Origin of the sequence: Clostridium mediterraneense, from assembly GCF_900091705.1 — a bacterium.
Classification (GTDB): domain Bacteria; phylum Bacillota; class Clostridia; order Clostridiales; family Clostridiaceae; genus Sarcina; species Sarcina mediterraneense.
Map to the genome: position 1 here is coordinate 1,597,214 of NZ_LT594785.1, position 21,034 is coordinate 1,618,247.

22 protein-coding genes are annotated in these 21,034 nt (G+C 26.7%); 1 reads left to right on the plus strand and 21 read right to left on the minus strand.

Features of this window, described 5'->3' with window-relative positions; all coding sequences use genetic code 11:
• Positions 1-32: 32 nt before the first annotated feature.
• The 10 genes from BN8917_RS09695 to BN8917_RS09740 form a co-directional block, all read right to left on the minus strand.
• On the minus strand, positions 33-413 hold the full coding sequence (locus BN8917_RS09695) for a PDDEXK family nuclease (protein ID WP_066873885.1): 381 nt from the start codon (positions 411-413) through the stop codon (positions 33-35).
• Between the two features lie 125 nt (positions 414-538).
• A complete protein-coding gene (locus BN8917_RS09700; protein WP_066873887.1) occupies positions 539-1,474 on the minus strand; it encodes an SPFH domain-containing protein in 936 nt (311 codons plus the stop codon).
• A gap of 11 nt (positions 1,475-1,485) precedes the next feature.
• On the minus strand, positions 1,486-1,932 hold the full coding sequence (locus tag BN8917_RS09705; protein WP_084748579.1) for an NfeD family protein: 447 nt from the start codon (positions 1,930-1,932) through the stop codon (positions 1,486-1,488).
• A 239-nt stretch (positions 1,933-2,171) separates the two neighbouring features.
• Positions 2,172-2,459 carry a hypothetical protein gene (locus BN8917_RS09710; protein ID WP_066873889.1) on the minus strand — a complete coding sequence of 96 codons (288 nt, stop codon included), beginning with the start codon at positions 2,457-2,459 and terminating at the stop codon, positions 2,172-2,174.
• A 171-nt stretch (positions 2,460-2,630) separates the two neighbouring features.
• Positions 2,631-3,479, minus strand: coding sequence for an agmatinase (gene speB / locus BN8917_RS09715; protein WP_066873891.1), 849 nt, complete (start codon positions 3,477-3,479; stop codon positions 2,631-2,633).
• Positions 3,472-4,329 carry a polyamine aminopropyltransferase gene (gene speE, locus BN8917_RS09720; RefSeq protein WP_066873893.1) on the minus strand — a complete coding sequence of 286 codons (858 nt, stop codon included), beginning with the start codon at positions 4,327-4,329 and terminating at the stop codon, positions 3,472-3,474. The genes speB and speE overlap by 8 nt, the downstream gene beginning before the upstream one ends.
• Before the next feature lie 15 nt (positions 4,330-4,344).
• Complete coding sequence (locus BN8917_RS09725) at positions 4,345-5,796, minus strand: aminotransferase class I/II-fold pyridoxal phosphate-dependent enzyme (RefSeq protein WP_066873896.1); 1,452 nt, start codon at positions 5,794-5,796, stop codon at positions 4,345-4,347.
• Between the two features lie 12 nt (positions 5,797-5,808).
• A complete protein-coding gene (gene speD, locus BN8917_RS09730) occupies positions 5,809-6,621 on the minus strand; it encodes an adenosylmethionine decarboxylase (protein ID WP_066873899.1) in 813 nt (270 codons plus the stop codon).
• A gap of 166 nt (positions 6,622-6,787) precedes the next feature.
• Complete coding sequence (locus BN8917_RS09735; protein ID WP_066873901.1) at positions 6,788-7,165, minus strand: NUDIX hydrolase; 378 nt, start codon at positions 7,163-7,165, stop codon at positions 6,788-6,790.
• A gap of 162 nt (positions 7,166-7,327) precedes the next feature.
• Positions 7,328-7,741, minus strand: coding sequence for a hypothetical protein (locus BN8917_RS09740; protein ID WP_066873903.1), 414 nt, complete (start codon positions 7,739-7,741; stop codon positions 7,328-7,330).
• 229 nt (positions 7,742-7,970) lie between these two features.
• Between BN8917_RS09740 and BN8917_RS09745 the strand changes: the two genes are divergently transcribed.
• Positions 7,971-9,509, plus strand: a complete 1,539-nt coding sequence (locus tag BN8917_RS09745) for a tetratricopeptide repeat protein (protein WP_066873905.1) — start codon at positions 7,971-7,973, stop codon at positions 9,507-9,509.
• Positions 9,510-9,553: 44 nt separating this feature from the next.
• Here BN8917_RS09745 and BN8917_RS09750 read toward each other — a convergent pair whose 3' ends face one another.
• The 11 genes from BN8917_RS09750 to BN8917_RS14175 form a co-directional block, all read right to left on the minus strand.
• Entirely contained in the window at positions 9,554-10,807 is a 1,254-nt protein-coding gene (locus BN8917_RS09750; protein WP_066873907.1) for an Nramp family divalent metal transporter, read from the minus strand.
• 323 nt (positions 10,808-11,130) lie between these two features.
• Positions 11,131-12,399 (minus strand): Nramp family divalent metal transporter, encoded by a 1,269-nt coding sequence (locus BN8917_RS09755; protein WP_187117193.1) that lies wholly within the window; start codon positions 12,397-12,399, stop codon positions 11,131-11,133.
• Between the two features lie 398 nt (positions 12,400-12,797).
• A complete protein-coding gene (locus tag BN8917_RS09760) occupies positions 12,798-13,565 on the minus strand; it encodes an ABC transporter ATP-binding protein (protein WP_066873908.1) in 768 nt (255 codons plus the stop codon).
• Complete coding sequence (locus BN8917_RS09765; RefSeq protein ID WP_066873910.1) at positions 13,565-14,608, minus strand: FecCD family ABC transporter permease; 1,044 nt, start codon at positions 14,606-14,608, stop codon at positions 13,565-13,567. The genes BN8917_RS09760 and BN8917_RS09765 overlap by 1 nt, the downstream gene beginning before the upstream one ends.
• Positions 14,608-15,636, minus strand: coding sequence for an ABC transporter substrate-binding protein (locus tag BN8917_RS09770; protein ID WP_066873912.1), 1,029 nt, complete (start codon positions 15,634-15,636; stop codon positions 14,608-14,610). The genes BN8917_RS09765 and BN8917_RS09770 overlap by 1 nt, the downstream gene beginning before the upstream one ends.
• A 390-nt stretch (positions 15,637-16,026) precedes the next feature.
• Positions 16,027-16,662, minus strand: coding sequence for a DUF2238 domain-containing protein (locus tag BN8917_RS09775; protein WP_066873914.1), 636 nt, complete (start codon positions 16,660-16,662; stop codon positions 16,027-16,029).
• Positions 16,663-16,681: 19 nt separating this feature from the next.
• Entirely contained in the window at positions 16,682-16,921 is a 240-nt protein-coding gene (locus BN8917_RS09780; RefSeq protein ID WP_066873916.1) for a GIY-YIG nuclease family protein, read from the minus strand.
• Between the two features lie 189 nt (positions 16,922-17,110).
• Entirely contained in the window at positions 17,111-17,920 is an 810-nt protein-coding gene (locus BN8917_RS09785) for a formate/nitrite transporter family protein (protein WP_066873918.1), read from the minus strand.
• Between the two features lie 132 nt (positions 17,921-18,052).
• On the minus strand, positions 18,053-19,315 hold the full coding sequence (locus BN8917_RS09790) for a helix-turn-helix domain-containing protein (protein ID WP_066873920.1): 1,263 nt from the start codon (positions 19,313-19,315) through the stop codon (positions 18,053-18,055).
• Positions 19,316-19,343: 28 nt separating this feature from the next.
• The gene (locus BN8917_RS09795; protein WP_066873922.1) at positions 19,344-20,645 is read right to left on the minus strand and encodes a helix-turn-helix transcriptional regulator; all 1,302 of its coding nucleotides are present in this window, start codon (positions 20,643-20,645) and stop codon (positions 19,344-19,346) included.
• Positions 20,646-20,827: 182 nt separating this feature from the next.
• Entirely contained in the window at positions 20,828-21,001 is a 174-nt protein-coding gene (locus tag BN8917_RS14175; protein WP_141668659.1) for a YtxH domain-containing protein, read from the minus strand.
• Between the last annotated feature and the right edge of the window lie 33 nt (positions 21,002-21,034).

A 21,034-nucleotide genomic window follows, 5' to 3' on the forward strand; every position in this document is an offset into this window, starting at 1 on the left:
TTTAATTATAAGTCAAATATATATCATATATTTTAATACTTAGATATTCTATTCCTAAATTTAATCTTAAGCTCATTTATAAGTTGTTCTAAATTATCCTCATTATTTTCTTTTATATAATCCCACTCCTCTATAATAAATTCTTTAGCTTCATCTAAAATCTTTAAAATATATTCTAAATTTATTTTTTTATTATCATATGAAATATTTACAATTAAGTCTTCCTCATTTAAATCAATTTTATTAATTCCATTTATCATGTCTGGTATTTCATCTATTAAATAATAATACTCTCTATGCTCTTCTTTTAACTTAAAAGGAATATCAAATTTTATAACACATTCACCACTTAAATCCTTTAAAACTACAATTTTAAAACTCTTTCTAAATATAGCCTGTTTTATCTTATTCATAATAGCCTCCAATATTTTTTCTTTCACTATATTATGCTATGCATCTTTAAAATTACTTATTTCTAAAAAATATATAAAATAAAAAAACTACCTCATACGAGATAGTTTTTTATTATATATATTCCTTATTCTTTATTTTTAAGCATTTCAGCAATAGCTGCTATACTACCAAGACTTGATAAAGTTTCATTAGGTAAAATTAATTTATTAGAAGGGCCCTTAGCCATTTCTTTTAAAGCTTCTACTTGTTTTAATGCTATTACTCTTTCATCAGTTCCTGATTCTAAAATAGCCTTATTTACAATCTCTATAGCTGCTGCTTCAGCCTTTGCAATTTCTTCTATCGCTTTTGCCTTACCTTCAGCCTCTAATAATTGAGATTCTTTAAGACCTTCAGCTCTTCTAATATTAGCTTCTTTTTCAGCCTCTGCTGATAAAATTTTAGCAGTTTTCTCTCCTTCAGCTTTAGCTATATCACTTTGCTTTGTTCCTTCTGCTTGTAATATTATAGCTCTTTTATCTCTTTCTGCCTTCATTTGCTTTTCCATAGCTTCTTGAATTTCTTTTGGAGGGATTATATTTTTAATTTCAACAGTTAATATTTTTACTCCATAAGCATCTGTAACTTGATCAACTATTCTCAAAAGCTCCATATTTATTTTATCTCTTCCTGAAAGAACTTCATCTAAAGTCATATTCCCAACTATATTTCTCATATTTGTAGTTGTTGAATATGCTATACCTGATCTATAATTTTCTATATTATAGACCGCCTCTTGTGCATTAATAACTTTATAAAATATAACATTATCAATTTGTATATTTACATTATCTTTTGTAATAACTGTCTGAGGATCTATATCTAAAATTTGTTGTTTAACAGATATTCTTCTTCGTATATGATCTATAAACGGAACTATAAAATGCCAACCTGGTTCTAATATCTTATGATATTGTCCAAATCTTTCTAAAACTACTACATATCCTGTGTTAACTATTTTTATTGACCAGGCTAGAAGTAATATTATAATGATTATTACTATTGCTAATACTATTGTCATAGCACTATCTCCTATTCTTTTGTTAGTATTTCTGTCTTATTATTTGATTTATCTATTAATAATTTATTACCTTCAATCCCGACTACCTCAACTTCATCTCCTACTTTTAATTCCTTAGCTATATTCTTAAAAGTCCAATATGAACCCTTAAATGCAATTAAGTTTTCTCCACTTACATCATTCTCTAATATAAATCTTATACCTATATATTTCTGTTCAAGATTTTTAAACTCTGCTTTATTTTCATTACTATTCTTTTTATACTTAATATAAAAAATAACAATTACTAAAGTTGTTATTAAACCAAAAATAATAATTTGAACTTCTACAGAAAATTTTAAAAACTCTAAAATTATTGAAAATAATGCTGCTATTGATATACCCAAAAATAAAATATCAGCAATCATAAAGCTAGATAGCACTGATAACACAAGTATAATACTCCATATAATAGACAAAGTCTCACCTCTTTTTCTTACTTAAAAAGCATAAATATATATTAATAAATTTATAAATTATTGTAAAACTTACTTTTTTATAATCTTTATTAAAATTCTTTAACTTTAAAACCCATTATTACATTTATGGATAATTTTATAATATATTTTAATTTATTTATGTATAATAAAGTATTGTTTTCATAAATTTTGAAAAATAAAAAAGTACCTAAATTTTTAGATACTTTTTGTTTAATATATTATCTTTTTCTATAATGATATGAATTATAATTATGTTTTGCAGCATTATTAGCTCTAACATGATTATAAACTTTTCCAAATACATATCCACTTACAGCACCCTTAACTGCTGATTTTGCAACACTTTCACCAAAACTTTCTTGATGATATTGCTGTTCTTGTTGATATGGTGGATAATAAGTTTCACGATAAACTTCTTCTCTTCTATGCTCTGATATTAAAGCAATTATTAAAAGTACAACTATTATTATACTTGTTATTAATATAATTTTTCTTCTTCTAGTCATTTCAACCCTCTTTAAATTATTATTAAAATCCTTATAAACTGGCATATTAAATACATATTAAAATATTTTTTTAATTTTATCAATAAATTTTGATAGTAAAAAAGTATAATTTATCAAAACAATTAAAATAAAGGAGTTATCTCTAATAAGATAGCTCCTTTCTCTTAAAAATTATTTACTTGCTACTAAAAGCATTTCTCTTAAAACTTTACATGCAGCAGCAGTTGATGCACCACTATGATCATAATGTGGTGATAATTCATTTATATCAAAACCAACTATATTTGCATCCTTTAAAATTTTAATTCCTTCTATAATTTCTTTAAATGTTATTCCGCCTGGTTCTGGTGTTCCTGTTCCAGGGAATATTGAAGGATCTAATACATCAAGATCTATAGTTACATATACACTCTTACCTTTTAATTTTTCAACTATTTCACCTAAAGTTTCTAAATCAAAATGTCTAGTATACACATGTGATTTACCCCAATAAATTTCATCTCTTTCTCCTGATCTTATACCAAATTGATATATTCTTCCATCTCCAAGAATATCCCAAGCTCTTCTTATAACACTAGCATGTGATAATTTTTCTCCCATGTAATCATCTCTAAGATCTGCATGAGCATCAAATTGTATTATGTGTAAATCATCATATTTTTTGCTAAGACTTCTTATATTACCTAGAGTAACTAAATGTTCTCCACCTATCATACAAGGTTTCTTACCATCAGCTACTATTTTATCAGCAAATTCTTCAATTATTTCTAATGCCTTAGCTGAATTTCCAAATGGTAATTCTAAATCTCCAGCATCAAAAAACTTATAGTCTTCTAAATCTTTATCTTGATATGGGCTATATGTTTCTAAACCATAGGAATCTGGTCTCATTGCTTGACTCGCAAATCTAGTTCCTGGTCTATTTGAAGTTGTTGAATCAAAAGGAGCTCCATAAATAACTATTTCTGATTCATCATATTCATTATCACATGACATGAATGTAGGAATATTTCTATTCATTTCTAGCCTCCTCAAGTAAATTTTTAACATAGTTTGGTAAAGCAAATGCTCCTCTATGAATTTCTGTGTTATAGTACTTAGTTTCTAATCCAAGCTTATTCCATTCATCTATCTTATCGCTGTTTATTGGATCATATTTCTTTGAAGCAAATCCAAATAACCAGTGTCCTGATGGATATGTTGGGATATGAGCTTGATAAACTCTACATATTGGGAAACTTTCTCTTATTCTCTTATGAGCTCTCTTCATTGATTTAGCATATTCAGCATAATATGGACTTTCATGTTGGTTAACAAGTATTCCTTCTTCATTTAATGCTTTAAAGCAGTTTCCATAGAATTCTTTAGTGAAAAGACCTTCTCCTGGACCAAATGGGTCTGTTGAGTCAACAATTATTAAATCATATTTGTTTTCTACTCCTCTTACAAACTTTAGACCATCTTCATAATAAAGATTTACTCTTTCATCATCTAACTTTGAAGCTGTTTGTGGTAAGTATTCTCTACAAACATCAACAACAAGCTTATCTATTTCAACCATATCTATATTTTCTATACCTGGGTATCTTGTAAGTTCTCTTACTGTACCACCATCTCCAGCACCAATTACTAATACATTTTTAATATTAGGATTTGTTGCCATAGGTACATGAACTATCATATCATGATAAATAAATTCATCTTTTTCTGTTACCATCATTAATCCATCTAAAGTAAAGAATGTTCCAAACTCTTCTGAACGGAAAACATCTATTTCTTGGAATTCACTTTTTCCACTATATAATTGTTCCTTAACTTTTATTGAAAATCTAGCATCTTTTGTATGCTCTTCTGTATACCATAATTCCATTTTTAAATCGCTCCTTTATTTTAATACCTTTATTTTTTCTGTATTCATATCTTCAAGTCCTGTTAAAAGACTTCCTTTGTTTTTTGAATATAAAATAAAATCAATAGCTTCTCTAGTTATAAGCTCTCCTGGTGATAGTATTGGAATACCTGGTGGATAACACATAATAAATTCCCCAGAAATTCTTCCTTCACTTTCTTCTATAAGTACATCTTCTCTTTCAGAATAAAAAGCTTTTTTAGGTGTTACCTTTAAAATAGGACTTATATATTCATGATCTATTAAATCCTTTTTATCTTTTTTATACATTCTTCCTATTTCATAAAGAGCAGCTACTAATCTTTCTATATTATAATTAGTATCACCTACTGAAATTATAGCTAGGATATTTCCTACATCACCTAGTTCAATTTGTATTCCATATTCATCTCTTAGAATATCATAAACTTCAATTCCTGCAAGTCCAATATCTAAAGTATTTACTACAAGCTTTGTAGTATCAAAATCATATATATCTCTTCCATTTATAATTTCATCTGAAAAAGCATAATAATCTTTTATTTTATTTATTTCATTTCTTGCATAGTTTGCCTTTTCAACAATACTATTAATAATTTCTTCTCCATGAAGAGCAAGATTTCTTCTTGCTATATCAAGAGATGACATTAAAAGATATGAACCACTAGTTGTCTGAGTTATATTTATTATTGTTCTTACATAGTCAACTGACAGTCTGTCTGTATTTAATAAAAGCATTGAACTCTGAGTAAGAGATCCCCCTGTTTTATGAACACTTACAGCTGACATATCTGCTCCAGCTTCCATAGCAGACATAGGTAAATCTTTACCAAAATAAAAATGTGTTCCATGAGCTTCATCTGCTAAAACATACATATTATGTTTTTTTGCAAGCTTTACAATACTCTTTAAATCTGAACATATTCCATAATAAGTAGGATTATTTACAAATATAGCTTTAGCATCTGGATGTTCTTTTATTGCTTTTTCTATATCTTTAATATCCATACCAAGTGATATACCTAATCTATTATGTATTCCTGGATTTATATAGATAGGTATTGCACCTGTTAAAATTAAAGCATTTATTGCTGATCTATGAACATTTCTAGGAAGAATTATTTTATCCCCTTCTTTACAAACACTCATTATCATAGCTTGAACTGCTGAGGTAGTTCCATTAACCATAAAGAAAGCATGTTTTGCAGAAAATGCCTTAGCAGCAATTTCTTCTGCTTCTTTTATAACAGATGTTGGGTGACAAAGATTATCTAGGGGTTTCATAGAATTTACATCTACAGCTAAACAATCTTCACCTAAAAACTCCCTTAATTCTGGGTTTCCTCTCCCTTGCTTATGTCCAGGAACATCAAAAGGTACTATTTTATTTTTTTTATATTCCTTTAAAGCTTCATATATAGGAGCTCTTTCTTGCTCATTTTTAAACACAGTTTCTCCTCCTTAATATAAATTAGTTCCTGAATATATCTCTATCATTTCCTTTGATAATCTTTCTCTTATCTCTAGTCTAGTACTTGGAGATAATTCATAACTATTTACTCTAAAAAGATAATTATCAAGATTTATCTCTTTAAGCATCATTTTTGTATGATAAATATTACTTTGATATACATTTATATCTGTAGTATCATATCTCTTTAAAGTATCTTTTTCTATAAAGTTTTGTATTGAAGTTATATCATGATCTATAAAATGTTTTCTACCACTTATATCTCTTGTAAACCCTCTTACTCTATAATCTATTGTTATAACATCTGAATCAAAACTACCTATTAAGTAATTTAAAGCATTTAGTGGAGATATTTGTCCACAAGTTGAAACATCTATATCTACTCTAAATGTTGTTATATCTTCATCTGGATGAAATTCTGGATAAGTATGCACAGTTACGTGACTCTTATCTAAGTGTGCTACAACAGTTTCTCTTTGCTTTCCATTAGCATAATCTAATATTCCTTTATTACATGAACTATCTACTAAATCATCTTCTATTTCTTCTTCTGATATAAGAAGAGTAACACTTGCACCCTGTGGTTCATAGTCTTGTTTAGATATATTTAGTACACTAGCTCCTATTATATTTGTTACTTCACATAAAATTTTTGTTAATCTCTCTGAATTATACTGTTCATCTATATATTTAATATAGTCCTGTTTTTCTTTCTCTGTTTTTGCATAACATACATCATAAATATTAAAACTTAATGTTTTTGTTAAATTGTTAAAACCATAAAGACGAATTTTTTCGCTCAATTCCTCACCTCATCATAATTATTAATAATTTACTAGTATATTATATATTAATATTCGGTAAATTTATATAAGTTTTTTTCATTTTTTGTTCATAAATTTAAAAAAACCTACATAAGATTGTATAAATCTTATATAGGTTACTATAAAAACTCAATTTTTACATTTATTAATTCCAAAAATCTTTTAAAATTTCTTTATGATTGCTAGAGAATTCATAATTTTCTAATTCTCTTAATGAAATCCATTTCCAATTTGATATGCTTGAATGACAAGACATTCTTTCTTTTAAAACTGTACTAAATACTACTTTGTCATTTTCTTCATCTAAGCTATATTCTTTAAACTTAGTAATATCGAAGCCTACTACATTCAATTCTTTTTCTAAAATTCTATTAGCGCATTGTTCTGGTGATTCTTTCGCTCTCATACTCTTCCCAACAATTGACCATAACTTAGGTTCTGTTTTCTTAACTTTTTTTTGTATTATAAGAACATTATTAAAATCGTCTTTTATAATAACTTCACAATGTGTAATTTTACTCACAACATTACCCCCTATCAGATAATTAACAAATTTTTGAAAAGCTTATCAAATTTATCTAGAATTTTTCATACAAGCTAATTATACTATATTTATCCTAATAACGTTGTTAAATTTACTTTAATAAATAAAAAAGCACCTTAAGACTAAGATGCTTACTAAAAATTACTCATGAAGACCAAATTCTCTAATTATAAGAGTTGACCAGTTATTATTTTCCTTTACTATCCATTCACATTCTATATCCATATGTTTAAGCCATGCATTTAATCCAAATGTTTTCTTTGTTACATTTGCAGCTCTTCTTCCATATATCTCTTTTATGTTTTCAAGAAGTTCTTGTTGCTCTTTTTCATCTAATTCTTTATCAAGAAGAGGTCTTATTAATTCACAACATTTTATATATGACTTTGCATCTTCATAATATAATTCATCTGCATAAACCTGTCTGTCTTGATTTAAGTAATCCATCACTTCATTTATTTCATCTTTATTTGATAGATATTTCTTTGCTATTGCTAAAGCTTCTAAATCTCTATCCATTTTTGAAACTTTTTTTTCTAAATTATAATGTCTCATATTATCTTCCTTATCTAATATTATTTATCAAAAATTTATGATATTTTATTTATTATACCATAAAAAGAATTTACATTTATTTAAAATAGTATTTCTTCACAAAAGTTGCACTAATTCACTCAGAATATTATAATAATTATAATTTCAATTAAAGAAATAAAGAAAAGGAGGAGCTACGAATTAAATATAAATTAACATTTTTAATTATATTTAAAGTGGCAGTTTATAAATGGATATTTCTAATAGAAAGCTAAAAAAAGCTTTGAATTTATATGAAAATGGTGAATATGAAGCAGCACTAAAAATTTGTGAAAAATATCTTGAAAAAGAATATAGTGATGAAGAAGCATTATATCTTGAAGGAGCAATTCTATATAGACTTGGTAGAATTGATGATGCTATTGTTACTTGGAAAATAAATGCCGAGTATAATAAAAATGCTGATGCTATAAAACATCTTGCTTCAATAGATAAAGAAAAAAAGGAACAGGCTTTAAGTTATAATAATATACGTGATTTACATAGTGAAGAAAGAGAAGAAAAAGAACAAGCTCTACAAGAAGAAAATAATGAGGTTATTTCTGAAACTTTTGAAACTGAAAGAGAACGTTTCCCTAAATCTGAAGTTACAGATGAACCTATATCTCAAGAATTTATAGAAGAATCACCAGAATTAACTGAAATTGTACCATCTACTGAAGTAACTGAATTAACTGAAAATACAATTCATGATGATTATGTAGAAGATATAGTTGAGGAAAGTAATGACTCTAAAGAATATCATGTAGTTGATACAAATGTAGATGAGCTTATTAATTCTTCTAATACAGTAGAAACAAATCATCCAAAAACTATTGATTTAGAGGAATTTAAGAAAAGAATTAAACATCTAGAATCAAATACTTCTAGTGAAGAAAATAATGAGGAAGAAGATGATGATACACCTTTAAGAGCTCAAGATTTTAAACCACAAGGTAGAAATACTAATAATAGTGATATAAAAGCTTCAAAGTCAAAAAGAATCGCAGCTACTTCTGCTATAATAGCATTAATTTTAATAGCTGGTGTATCCTATGTTGCAATAAAATCTAATAATAGCCCTAAAGTTGCTAAAAATGATACTACTAAAGCTGAGGATACCCCTAAACCAATTACAAAACCTGAGGAAAAGCCAGCTGATACTACTGCTCAAAAACCAGCTGATCAAACTACAGCACCAGCAGCTATGCTTACACCAGAGCAAGCTCAAAATCTTATAACAGATCTTAAGTATTTAATATCTGTTAACTCTATTGATAAGGTTAATGCAATACTTCAAAATACACCTAAAGATACAGTTCCAGCTAATGCTATGCCTGAATATACTGCAGCTGAAAACTTTATGAATACTACAGGAGTTAACTACTATTATGATAATGCTATGGAAAATTATAATAATGGTAATTATTTAGAAGCAATAGAATACTTCAAAAAGGCTCAACCTTATACAACTGAAAAATTTAGGGGTCCAACTGTTGCATATCTTATAGCTAAATCATATGAAAAACTTGGAGATATAAATACATCATTAGATTATTATAAAAAATATCTAAAAGAATACCCTACTTCTGAAAGTTATACACCTGAAGTACTTTATCATCTTGCATTATATTATAACTCACAAAAAGATACTGTAGAGGCAAAGAAATATGCAAATATGCTTAATTCAACATTCTCAAGTTCAATGTATAACAACGATAATATAAGTAAAATTATAAATGAACAATAAAAAAGTTAGGAAATCTATATGATTTCCTAACTTTTATTTTTAATTTATATAAATAAATCTATAACTGTAACTATTCCTAATGAACATGTTGATATATATATTATTATAAGTATAACTTTTTCCCACTTTTTAAGAGCAAATTCCTTAGGCAACGTTTTCCATGCAAGTGCTATTAAAAATCCAAGTACTATAGGTAATAAAAGTGAATTTAATACTTCTACCCCTATTGTAAGTGATACAAGCGGCATTCCTGACAATACTATTGCAGCTGATAGAACTATTGTTATTATATAAACTGCATAAAATACTGGTGCTTCTTTTATTGTATTATTTAAACTTGCTGGTACATTTAATAATTCTCCTATTGACCATGAAATAGCTAATGACACAACTATCGCTGCAACAAGTCCTGCTCCTACAATCCCTGCAGCAAATAGTACCTTACCAGCTAAACTACCTACAAATGGTGTTAAAGCATTAACTATTTGTTCCACACTATTTAAAGGTGCATTAGGATTTGTCTTACCTATTGTTGCAGCAACTATAAGAATAACAGCTATTACTATTATTTGAGTAACTACTGAACCTATTGCTGTATCAATTCTAGACATTTTTATCTCTTCTTTTCTTACTTTCTTTTCCACAATTGCACTTTGTTGGTAGAATATCATCCATGGCATAATTACAGCTCCAACATTAGCTGAAATTAATAACCAATAATCACCATTCATTAATGGTTGATTTACAAATCCGTTAGCAATTTCACTTAAATCTGGTTTTGACATAAAAGCAACTATTATAAATAATAATTCAAATAATCCAATAAAAATAGCTGTTTTTTCTACCTTTTTATAATTTCCTGTTGTTGTTATTAATATTAAAATTAATGCTGCTGCCGGAACTGATATCCATTTAAATATTCCAAATAAAACTCCAACTCCTAGTATCCCTGTAAATTCAGTAACTAAAGCTCCTATAACTGCTATTAGTAATGTTAAAACTGAAAATATCTCCCACTTTCTTCCGAATACTTCTTTTATTAATTCTCCATGACCTTTTCCTGTTACTATTCCTAATCTATTTGTAAGTTCTTGTACGAAATAAACTATTGGTATCAGTATTAATTGAAGACCTATTAATTTATATCCCCATTGTGCTCCTGATTGAGCAGCTGTTACTACTGATCCTACATCTGTATCTGCTAACATTACTAAAAGTCCTGGCCCTAAGGCTGCAAGTAGCATCCACAGTTTACTTCTTCTTTTATTACTTATCTTTTGTTCGAAATTAGACTCCATTTTCACTCCTCCTAAAGTCTAGTTAATTGCAGTAATTAGATTATCACCCCAAAGATTATTATGCAAATTTTATGAAAAAATAAATCAATTGAAAGTAATTATCATACTTAATTAATTTCCTTTAAAAAGCTCTATTTTTTATTAATTTAATAATTATTTAATTCAAAAATAAATTAATATTATAATATTTGTATATCATTATTAAACTATATATTTTTCTATTAATTTATATATTATAATTTATAAATATAAACTACTTTAAATATCAAAAATAAAAAGCTAGAAAACATATAAATGTTTTCTAGCTTTTATACTCTAATATTTTATATAAATAAATCTATAACTGTAACTATTCCTAGTGAACAAATTGATACATATATTATTATAAGCACAACTTTTTCCCAAGTTTTTAGTGAATATTCTTTAGGTAATGTCTTCCAAGCAAGAGCTATTAAAAATCCAAGTACTATAGGTAATAATAATGAGTTTAATGTTTCAACAGCTATTGTAAGTGGTACAAGTGGTATTCCTGATAATACTATTGCAGCTGATACAACTATTGTTATTATATAAACTCCATAAAATACTGGTGCTTCTTTTATTGTATTATTTAAACTTGCTGGTACATTTAATAATTCTCCTATTGACCATGAGATAGCAAGTGATACAACTATTGCTGCAACAAGTGCTGCTCCTATAATTCCTACTGCAAATAATAATTTACCTGCAAAGCTTCCTACAAATGGTGTTAATGCATCAACTAATTGTTGTACACTATTTAAAGGTGCATTAGGATTTGTTTTTCCTATTGTAGATGCAACTATAAGCATTATAGCAATTACTATTATTTGAGTAACTACTGAACCTATTGCTGTATCAACTTTAGACATTTTTAAATAGCTTTTTGGTAACTTCTTTTCTACAACTGCACTTTGTTGATAGAATATCATCCATGGCATAACTACTGCTCCAACATTAGCTGAAATTAGTAACCAGTATCCTCCATCCTTTAATGGTTGATTTACAAATCCCATAGCTATATCATTTAAATTTGGTTTTGATATAATTGCTATTATTATAAATACTAATTCAAATAATCCTATAAGAATAGCTGTCTTTTCTACTTTTTTATAATTTCCTGTTGTTGTTATTAAAATTAATACTATTGCTGCTAATGGAACTGTTACCCATTTAGATACTCCAAATAAAATTCCAACTCCAAGTATTCCTGTAAATTCTGTAACTAAAGCACCTATAACTGCTACTAATAATGTTACAACTGAAAATACTTCCCACTTCTTGCCGAATGCTTCTTTAATTAATTCTCCATGTCCTTTTCCTGTGACTATTCCTAATCTATTTGTAAGTTCTTGAACAAAATATACTATTGGTATTAGTATTAATTGAAGTCCTATTAGTCTATAACCCCATTGAGCTGCTGATTGAGCTGCTGTTACTATTGATCCAACATCTGTATCTGCAAGCATCACTAAAACCCCAGGTCCTAAAATACTTAATAATGTTAATATCTTATTTTTTCTTTTATAATTTATTTCATTTCTACTATCATTTCTATCTATATTAATCTCCATGTTAAACACCTCCTGATGTCTACTTGTTGTTAAATATAGATTAACATTTAGTAAATTTTTGTGCAAACCATCCAAAAAATCAATAACTGAAAATGATTTTCATTTTCAATTATTTTTTTATTAAAATTAAAATTATATTAACACATTAAAAATTTATAAAATGAAATAGTATTAATTTCATAAACTTTATATATCAACTATAGAGTTTGAATTTCTGTCTCAGATATATCTTTATAATTAAAACCTCCTATATTTTATAAATATATAAAATAAGATCAAATACTTATATAATAAAAAAATTATAGATTTTTTTATTTATCAAAAAAGAGTTATCTTTTAGATAACTCTTTTTTTGATGATTTATTTAGCTCTATTTAAATTATACAGCTTTTATATGATTATCTCCCACTAATATAGAAAATCTGCTTTCTACCGTTTACAGGATTTTCTGATATATAACTATCTACTCCAAAAACCTCTTTTATAGTTTCACTAGTGAAAATCTCATCTACTGTTCCACTTTTTAAAATTTCACCTTGTTTCATTACAATAATATAATCACAATACATTGCTGATATATTCATATCATGTAATGCTGCAAATACAGTAACATTTAGATCTTTAATTATATCCATAAGCTGTATTTGATAAGTAATATCTAAGTGATTTGTAGGTTCATCTAAAATTATAAAATCTGTATCTTGAACTAAAGCTCTAGCTATAAATGCTCTTTGTTTTTCTCCACCTGATAATGTATTAAAATTTCTATCTTTATATTTTTCAAGCCCTACTCTTTTAATCATCCCATCCACAAGCTTTATATCTTCTTTAGAATAATCTTCAAACATTGATTTATAAGGATATCTTCCCATTTTAACAACATCTTCTACAGTAAAATCAAATTGTGTTGAACTTTCTTGTGCAAGTATAGCTAATTCTTTTGCTATTTCTTTTGATTTCATTTCATTAATTTCTTTACCATCTATATATATTTTTCCCTTATTAGGTTTATAAACTCTATATATATTTTTTAATAAAGTTGATTTACCTGATCCATTAGGTCCTATTATTCCTACAAATTTACCTTTGGGTATTTCTAAGTCTATACCTTTTAGTATTTTTTGCTTTCCAATTTCATATTCAAGTCCTTCAATCTTTAACTTCATTATTCATTACCTCCAAATGAATAATTATTTTTAGCTATTAACCATAAGAAGAATGGTCCGCCAATTATCGCTGTTATTATTCCTATTGGTAATTCTCTAGGAGCAAATATAACTCTAGCTATTATATCTGAAACAACTAAGAATATAGCTCCTAAAAGTGATGATAAAATTAATATCTTCTTATGACTACTTCCAACAAGTCCTCTAGATATATGTGGAACTACAAGTCCTACAAATCCAATAGCTCCAACAACTGAAACTAAAACTGAAGTTAAAAATGTTGCCAATAATATTATTATAGATTTTATAAGTTTAACATTCATACCAAGAACAATTGCACTTGTGTCTCCAAATAATAGTAAGTCTAATGAATTTGATAAGAATAAACTTATAATCAAAACTAAAATTAATATAACAATAGGTAAAATTATATTACTCCATTTAGCTCCACCAAGGCTTCCCATTATCCAGAACATAGCTGCTCTTGCTTGATTAGAATTTTCTGCTGAATAAATTATAAAATTTGTTATAGCTGAAAATATTGTAGATATTGCAAGCCCTGATAAAACAAGCCTTGTAGTTGATGAAACTCTTCCCCACTTTGTACCAATAATAAAAACTAATGCTCCACAAAGCACGGACCCTAAAAATGCTCCAAGAGTTACTCCAAATATAGCTCCACCTATTACTATTACAAAAACAGCTCCAGCTGAAGCTCCTGAAGATATTCCTAGAATATATGGATCTGCTATTGAATTTCTTGTTACACATTGCATTAAAATTCCACATATTGCAAGCCCTGCTCCTGTTACTGCTGCAAGGATAACTCTTGGCATCCTTATATCAAATATTATAGTTTCTATTACATTGTTCCAACTAACATCAAAAATATTTATTCCAACTATTTTATTTAATACAGCTTCATAAACTATATTGAATTTTATATGTGTACTACCTATAGATATAGCAAAAATCATACTTACTATAAGAATAGCAGCTAATATAATTATAGCTAATCCATAACTAGTTTTAGATTTTTTCATTATTTAACATCCCCATAGAACATAGTATTCATTTCTTTAATAGCCTTTGGTGCTCTTATTCCTGGTGATAAATCAGCTAAATCTATAGTGAATATCTTATTATTCTTAACCGCATTAACATTTTTAAATGCAGGATTTGTCTTAAGAAGATTTATTTTTTCATCTACACTTTGAGGTTCTGATAAATATCTAGTAACTATAATAATATCTGGATTTTTTGCTGCTATACTTTCAAATGATACTGTATTCCATTGATTATTTAAATCTCCAAAGATATTTTTCCCACCAGCAAGAGTTATAAGATTGTTTGCAAATCCTCCACCAACAACATATGCATCCTTATCTCCTGAATCATACACAAGTACTGATGGTTTCTTATCTTCTGGTACAGTTTTATTTCTATCTTCAACTTCTTTAATTTGTGCTTTCATATCTGCAACTACTTTTTGTGCTCTATCTTCTACATTAAATATTTTACCAAGTTGATCATAATCTTTATATACATCTTCTATTGTTGCATTACCTTGTAAAGCTGATTCTACATAAGGAGCTATTCCTTCTTGTTCTAATTCTTCTGGAGTTCCAACCCCCTTAGCACTTAGTGATTGTAACCATCCTGAAACAAAATCTGGTTTTAAAGCTAAGAAGCTTTCTTTTGATATTTGGTGTCCTTCTGTAACTTTAAGTTGAGGTATTTTATCATAAGCCTCTTTATATTCTGGAAGAATTGGATTATCTAGAAGTGCTGTTCCAACCATTCTATCTCCAAGTCCTAATGATAATAATGTCTCAGTCATAAACTGTGATAAAGTAACTGCTCTTTTGGGAGCTGACTTAATAGTAACATCTACTGGTTTATTTATTCCGTCGTTATATACATATTTTACTTCTTTATATGTTGATGATTGATCAGCTATTTTAACCTCATTTTTATTTTTTACTGCAACATTATATCTGAATATTCCAAATCCAACTACTGCAGCAGCTACTACTATACCTGCGATTATAACTTTAATTTTTTTATTCATCTTCTCTCTCTCTTTCTCTTCAACTTTTGTAATTTCTCCGCAATTTATATAACTATTTTGTAACTTTTACGAAATTTATTGTAACCTAATATTAATAAAAAGTAAAAACACCAAAAATATATATTTTTATATTTAAATATACATTTTTTATTAATTTTAATGTATATAGATATACTTTCTATAAAGTTTAATAAATTGTGACTAAATTAACAACAAGATTCATCTTTTAAATGATATTGCTTTATCAATTAATAACTTAATCTCTATAAAATAATTACAAAATAAAAAGATATAAAAACTTATAGTTTAAGCTTTTATACCTTTAAAAAATTTATTAATTTAATAATAATTAATTATAAATTAGATTATTAAATCATTAATATTATTCTTTTATTCATCTTTAGAGCTTTTATTATTATCTTTCATAAATTTAGTTAAGCTATCAAAGAGCATATTCTTTTTTCCTTTTAAAAAAGCTAATAATATAGGTAGCATTATAAGCGGCCCTACACTTCCTGCTATTATATCTTCCATAGTATCTAAAAGACTTCCACCTTGAGAATCAAAATTAAATAACTGATCTCCAGCAAATTCCCACATCTCCCAACAGGCAGTCATTGCAATAGAAAATAAAAAAGTATAAGTTACTATAAGTATAGGTTTTACATTCTTTGTTTCATAATTATTTTGAACCATAAAAACTGTATATGCAACTAAAAAGACTACTCCCCCTGAAACTAAATGTAAAAATAAATCCCACCATTCAAATTTAAAATAAAAGCTATTCATTTTTCCTAGAAACATAGCTATAAATATAAAAATTTGAATTATAAAATTTAAATATTTAGGAATCTTAATTTTAGATATCTTTATAATTACCCTTGGTAGTGCAATAACAACTAAAGTACAAAATCCATTAAATATATAATCATTACTTTTATTGATAATTCCATAAATTATATATATAGATGTGATTATATATAGGATTATTTCAAAAATACTATCATACGATTTATATTTTCTCACTAATTTCTCCCCCTTAAATTTACCCTTCTATTAATTTTAATTTTTCTTTTCTACTTAATTTTTTTATTCTATATTCCCTTCTTTGTGCATCTACTTTTTCTTCAAATCCTTCAAAATAAACTAATTCTACTGGCAATCTAGCTCTTGTATACTTTGCACCTTTACCAGTATTATGAGCTTGTATCCTTTTCTCTAGATTATTTGTCCATCCAGTGTAAAGTGTACCATCTCCACATTTCAAAATATATACATAATTCATTTAATCACCTTCTGAGTTTTTATATAACTCTATTATTATACTTTATCCACCACCTACTAATTTATATATTTTTATTAAAAAAATATATATTAATATTTATTTAGTTTATGACTAATATTAAAAATTTGGTTTTATCTATATCTTTAAATAAAAAAGAGCTATCTAACGGATAGCTCTTACTTTATTTGATTAAGCTCTTTTTCTATCTTCAATATCAACTACTGACTCTTCTTTATTCTTAGCAATATAATATAAAGGTAAAGCAAGGAAAAGAGTTCCTCCTACAAAATTACCTATTGATACCCAAAGAAGATTATGTGTTGCTCCCATAAGTGATACTGCTGTACCAGTATGAGGTAGCATAAGAGACATTGAAAATAAAGTCATATTTGCAATACTATGCTCAAAACCTGCTGTTATAAATGTATATAAACACCAAAATATCATTATAAGTTTAGCTGATTCACTTTTTAATTTATACATACACCATGCAGCTAGACAAACTAATATATTACATAAAATCCCCTTAAAGAACAACTCTGGTCCAGCAGTTGTCATTTTCATTTCAGCTGACTTTATAATATATTCTTTAACATAACTAGTTCCTGCATTTGATTGAACATATACAAATGCACCTATGAATGAACCTATTATATTACCTATGTAACTTGCTAATAAAATTTTAATCATATCTAATACTGTTACTTTTTTATATAAAGTACCTATAGACATAACTAATGAATTACTTGTAAATAAATCTACCCCTGCCATCATAACTAAACTAAGAGCAACACCAAAAGAAACTCCCATAACAATTTTAGTTCCAGCATAATTTGCATGATCTAAAATTCCTCCAATTGTGTATAAAAGCATAACTCCAAGCCCAACAAAAAGACCTCCTAATAAAGATATCATTATATACTTACTAACACCTTTATTATAAAGTCCTATCTTTTTTTCTGCTGAATGACAAATAGCATTCATTTCTTCATTATACATTTTCATCCCCCTAAAAATTTTTTCGTAATAATTATATCACTTTATCTAAATTTTAACAATTAAGCTAATTTACACATTTTATTAAAATTCAAAAAATAAAGGCCACCCTTAAAAGATAGCCATTTATTATATTTAAATACTAATTATTTTTTCAAGATTCATAGCAAGAGTTAAATACTTTATTGTTTCTCTAGTTTCACCAATTATATGATACATTTCAGCCATTTCTATATACCTTTGTCTTTTTTCTTCAACTGATGCAAACCTCACTAATATATCTGTTGCTAGATTCATATTCATTTCCCATTGAATAAGACTTCTATTAACTCTATTTATTCTAGCCTTATAAAGATAACTTCTTTCTATTAAAAATTGACTATCAAGCTTTATAGAAATTTCTAAAGCTTCTTCAGACATTTCTTTTGCAACATCTACCTTTTCATTATTTAATAATATCTCTACCATATATAAAAGCAACTCTGTATATGCATAGCTATTATTACTTTTAACCTTTTCTTTTATATCTAATATTATATCTAAAGCCTTATCTTGATTATTTTGTTCAAAATAGTTTTCAGCTATTAATAACTCAACAGCACAATATGTGATTTTTTCTTTATGTTTATAAGAATCAAACTTTTCTAAATTAGCAGTTATATCTTTATTAAGCTTCATTCTACAAGTAAGCATTAATCCATTAATTAAAGCTATATACTCATCTGATTTTATTTTATCCTCTAAATATAATAACTCTTTTAATATTTCCTCACACTTATTATAATCATTTGTTAAATAATATGCTTTAGCAAGTAAAAAGTTATTTTTTATATAGCAATCCATATTCTTAGAAATTGTATAACTTACTATATGGGAAATAGCTCTATTTAAATAAGTTATAGCATCACTATAATTTCTTTTAGCTAAGAAATATTTAGCTAAATCCTCATAATAAACTTGTTTCTGATCAGCATCATCTTCATGTAATTCATTATAAGTTGATATTAATTCATTAATTCCTTCAAATTTTTTTCTCTTTGTATATACTTCAAATAATATATGAATAAACTTAAAAGCTAAATCTTTATATCCCTTTGCTAAGCAATATTCAAGTCTTTCTTTTATAGCTAAAAAATCATTTTCTGTAAATACATCAAGAGACTCATAATTTTTTATACTACTTTCAAGCTCCATAATATCATCAAAAAGTAAATACTGAATGTCAAGATCTAATCTTTCTGCTACCATCTCTAAAATCCATTGCTCTGCTTTAATCTTATCATTCTCTATGCAACTCATTTTAGAAATAGATACATCTTTTTTGCATAACTCTTTTAATGTCACACCCTTATAAATTCTGGCTCTTTTTATCTTTTCCCCTGTTGATAAGAAGTTCATATTTATCACCTATCTACCTAAAATCAATTTAATTTTTTATTACCCCAACTTGCTTTAAGCTGTTGATTCCCTTATCTAAGTATTTTGCAGATTCATAATCACGTTTTAACTCTAAATAGAATTTTCCAAGTATTATACAAATCTCTGCTTTTCTCTTCTCTAGATTATTCTTTTCTGCTATATGTAGCATATCTAAAAGAATAAACTCTGCTTTTTCTATATTTTCTTCTAATAGTGTAACTCTATAATTTAAATAATTATAATCTAAAACTTTTTCCATATTATTAATATCTAATTTACTTTTTATTTTCTGTAATATAACATTACAATTTGGTATATCTTTTAATTTAATATAGTTCTCACATATATTAATTAATGTATCTACAACTTTTTCATCATTATTATCTTCTCTCATTTTTTTAGCTTTTTCATAATGGATGAAAGATTCTTCAATATTATCAAATTCATAGAATAACTTTCCTAATGAATTTTCTATTTCTGCAATATTCTCAGTTTGCTTTAATTCTTTATATATAGCTAAACTCTTTTTAGAATATATTATTGCATTTTCAAGTTCTCCTGCCTTATTATACTCTTCACTTAAAAGAGCTAATGTCTCAGCATATTTCTTTCTATCATATACTCTTAAAAATTCTTCCTTAGCTAAAAATACAAAGTTCATAGCTTGTCTCATATCATCTAAAAGGAAATATGTCTTAGATAGATAGTAATGTATCTCTCCAAGTAAAGTATCCTCTGTTAATTTATTATTTAAATAAACTTTTTCCGCTTCTTTTAAATATGAATTTGATGAATGATATGCCTTTGCTTGTAAGCTTAATTTACCTACATTTAAATATGTATGAACCATATCTATATAACTAGAAGTCTTTATAAATAATACATTTGCAGCTAAGAAAAATTGTTGAGCTAAAGCATAGTCTTCCTTACTTAAATATATCTCAGCTCTTAAATATAAATTCTTTGCTTTTCTATATTCTAAATCATATTTTTCGGCATAATACAATGCATTTTCTATACATTGTTCTGCTTTATCTAAATTTCCTTGTAATATACATCTTTCAGCTGTTTGTTCAAAAAATAAACAAATTTTTTCAGCTTGTGTCTTTTCTGATTCCATTAAATATTCAACTGATGTTTCTAAAGTATCTGCCAGATACTCTAATAAATCCATTGATGGATTACTTCTACCAGACTCTACAAGACTTATTTGACCTGGAGTTATTCTTTCTCCTGCTAAATCTTTTAAAGTCATATTTAATTCTTTTCTTTTTCTCTTTATCTTTTCACCCAATGATAATATTTCCATAATTTAATCACCTTTAACCCGTTATATTTCACAAACATAGCTATATAATCCTTATTATACCACATTTTTCCCTTTATTTTTACATATATTCTTTAAGTTTTTTTAAATATTCTATCTCTTTTTTTCAATTTATACAAAAAAAGAGAGGGATTTTTCCCTCTCTTTTGTAATTTTTTTTTATATTATTTAAGTCGTGACATAAAACAATCATACCCATCTTCAAACATACAACATGTTTTTCTACACATTCTTTTTAATCTTCTTTGTGTATTCTTATCTAGATTAGGTACTATTGCCATTCCAATAGCTGCACCTACAAATGTGCCTGCTACTAAACCTTTTACTAATTTACACATAGAGAACACCTCTTTCATATATATTTCCTTATT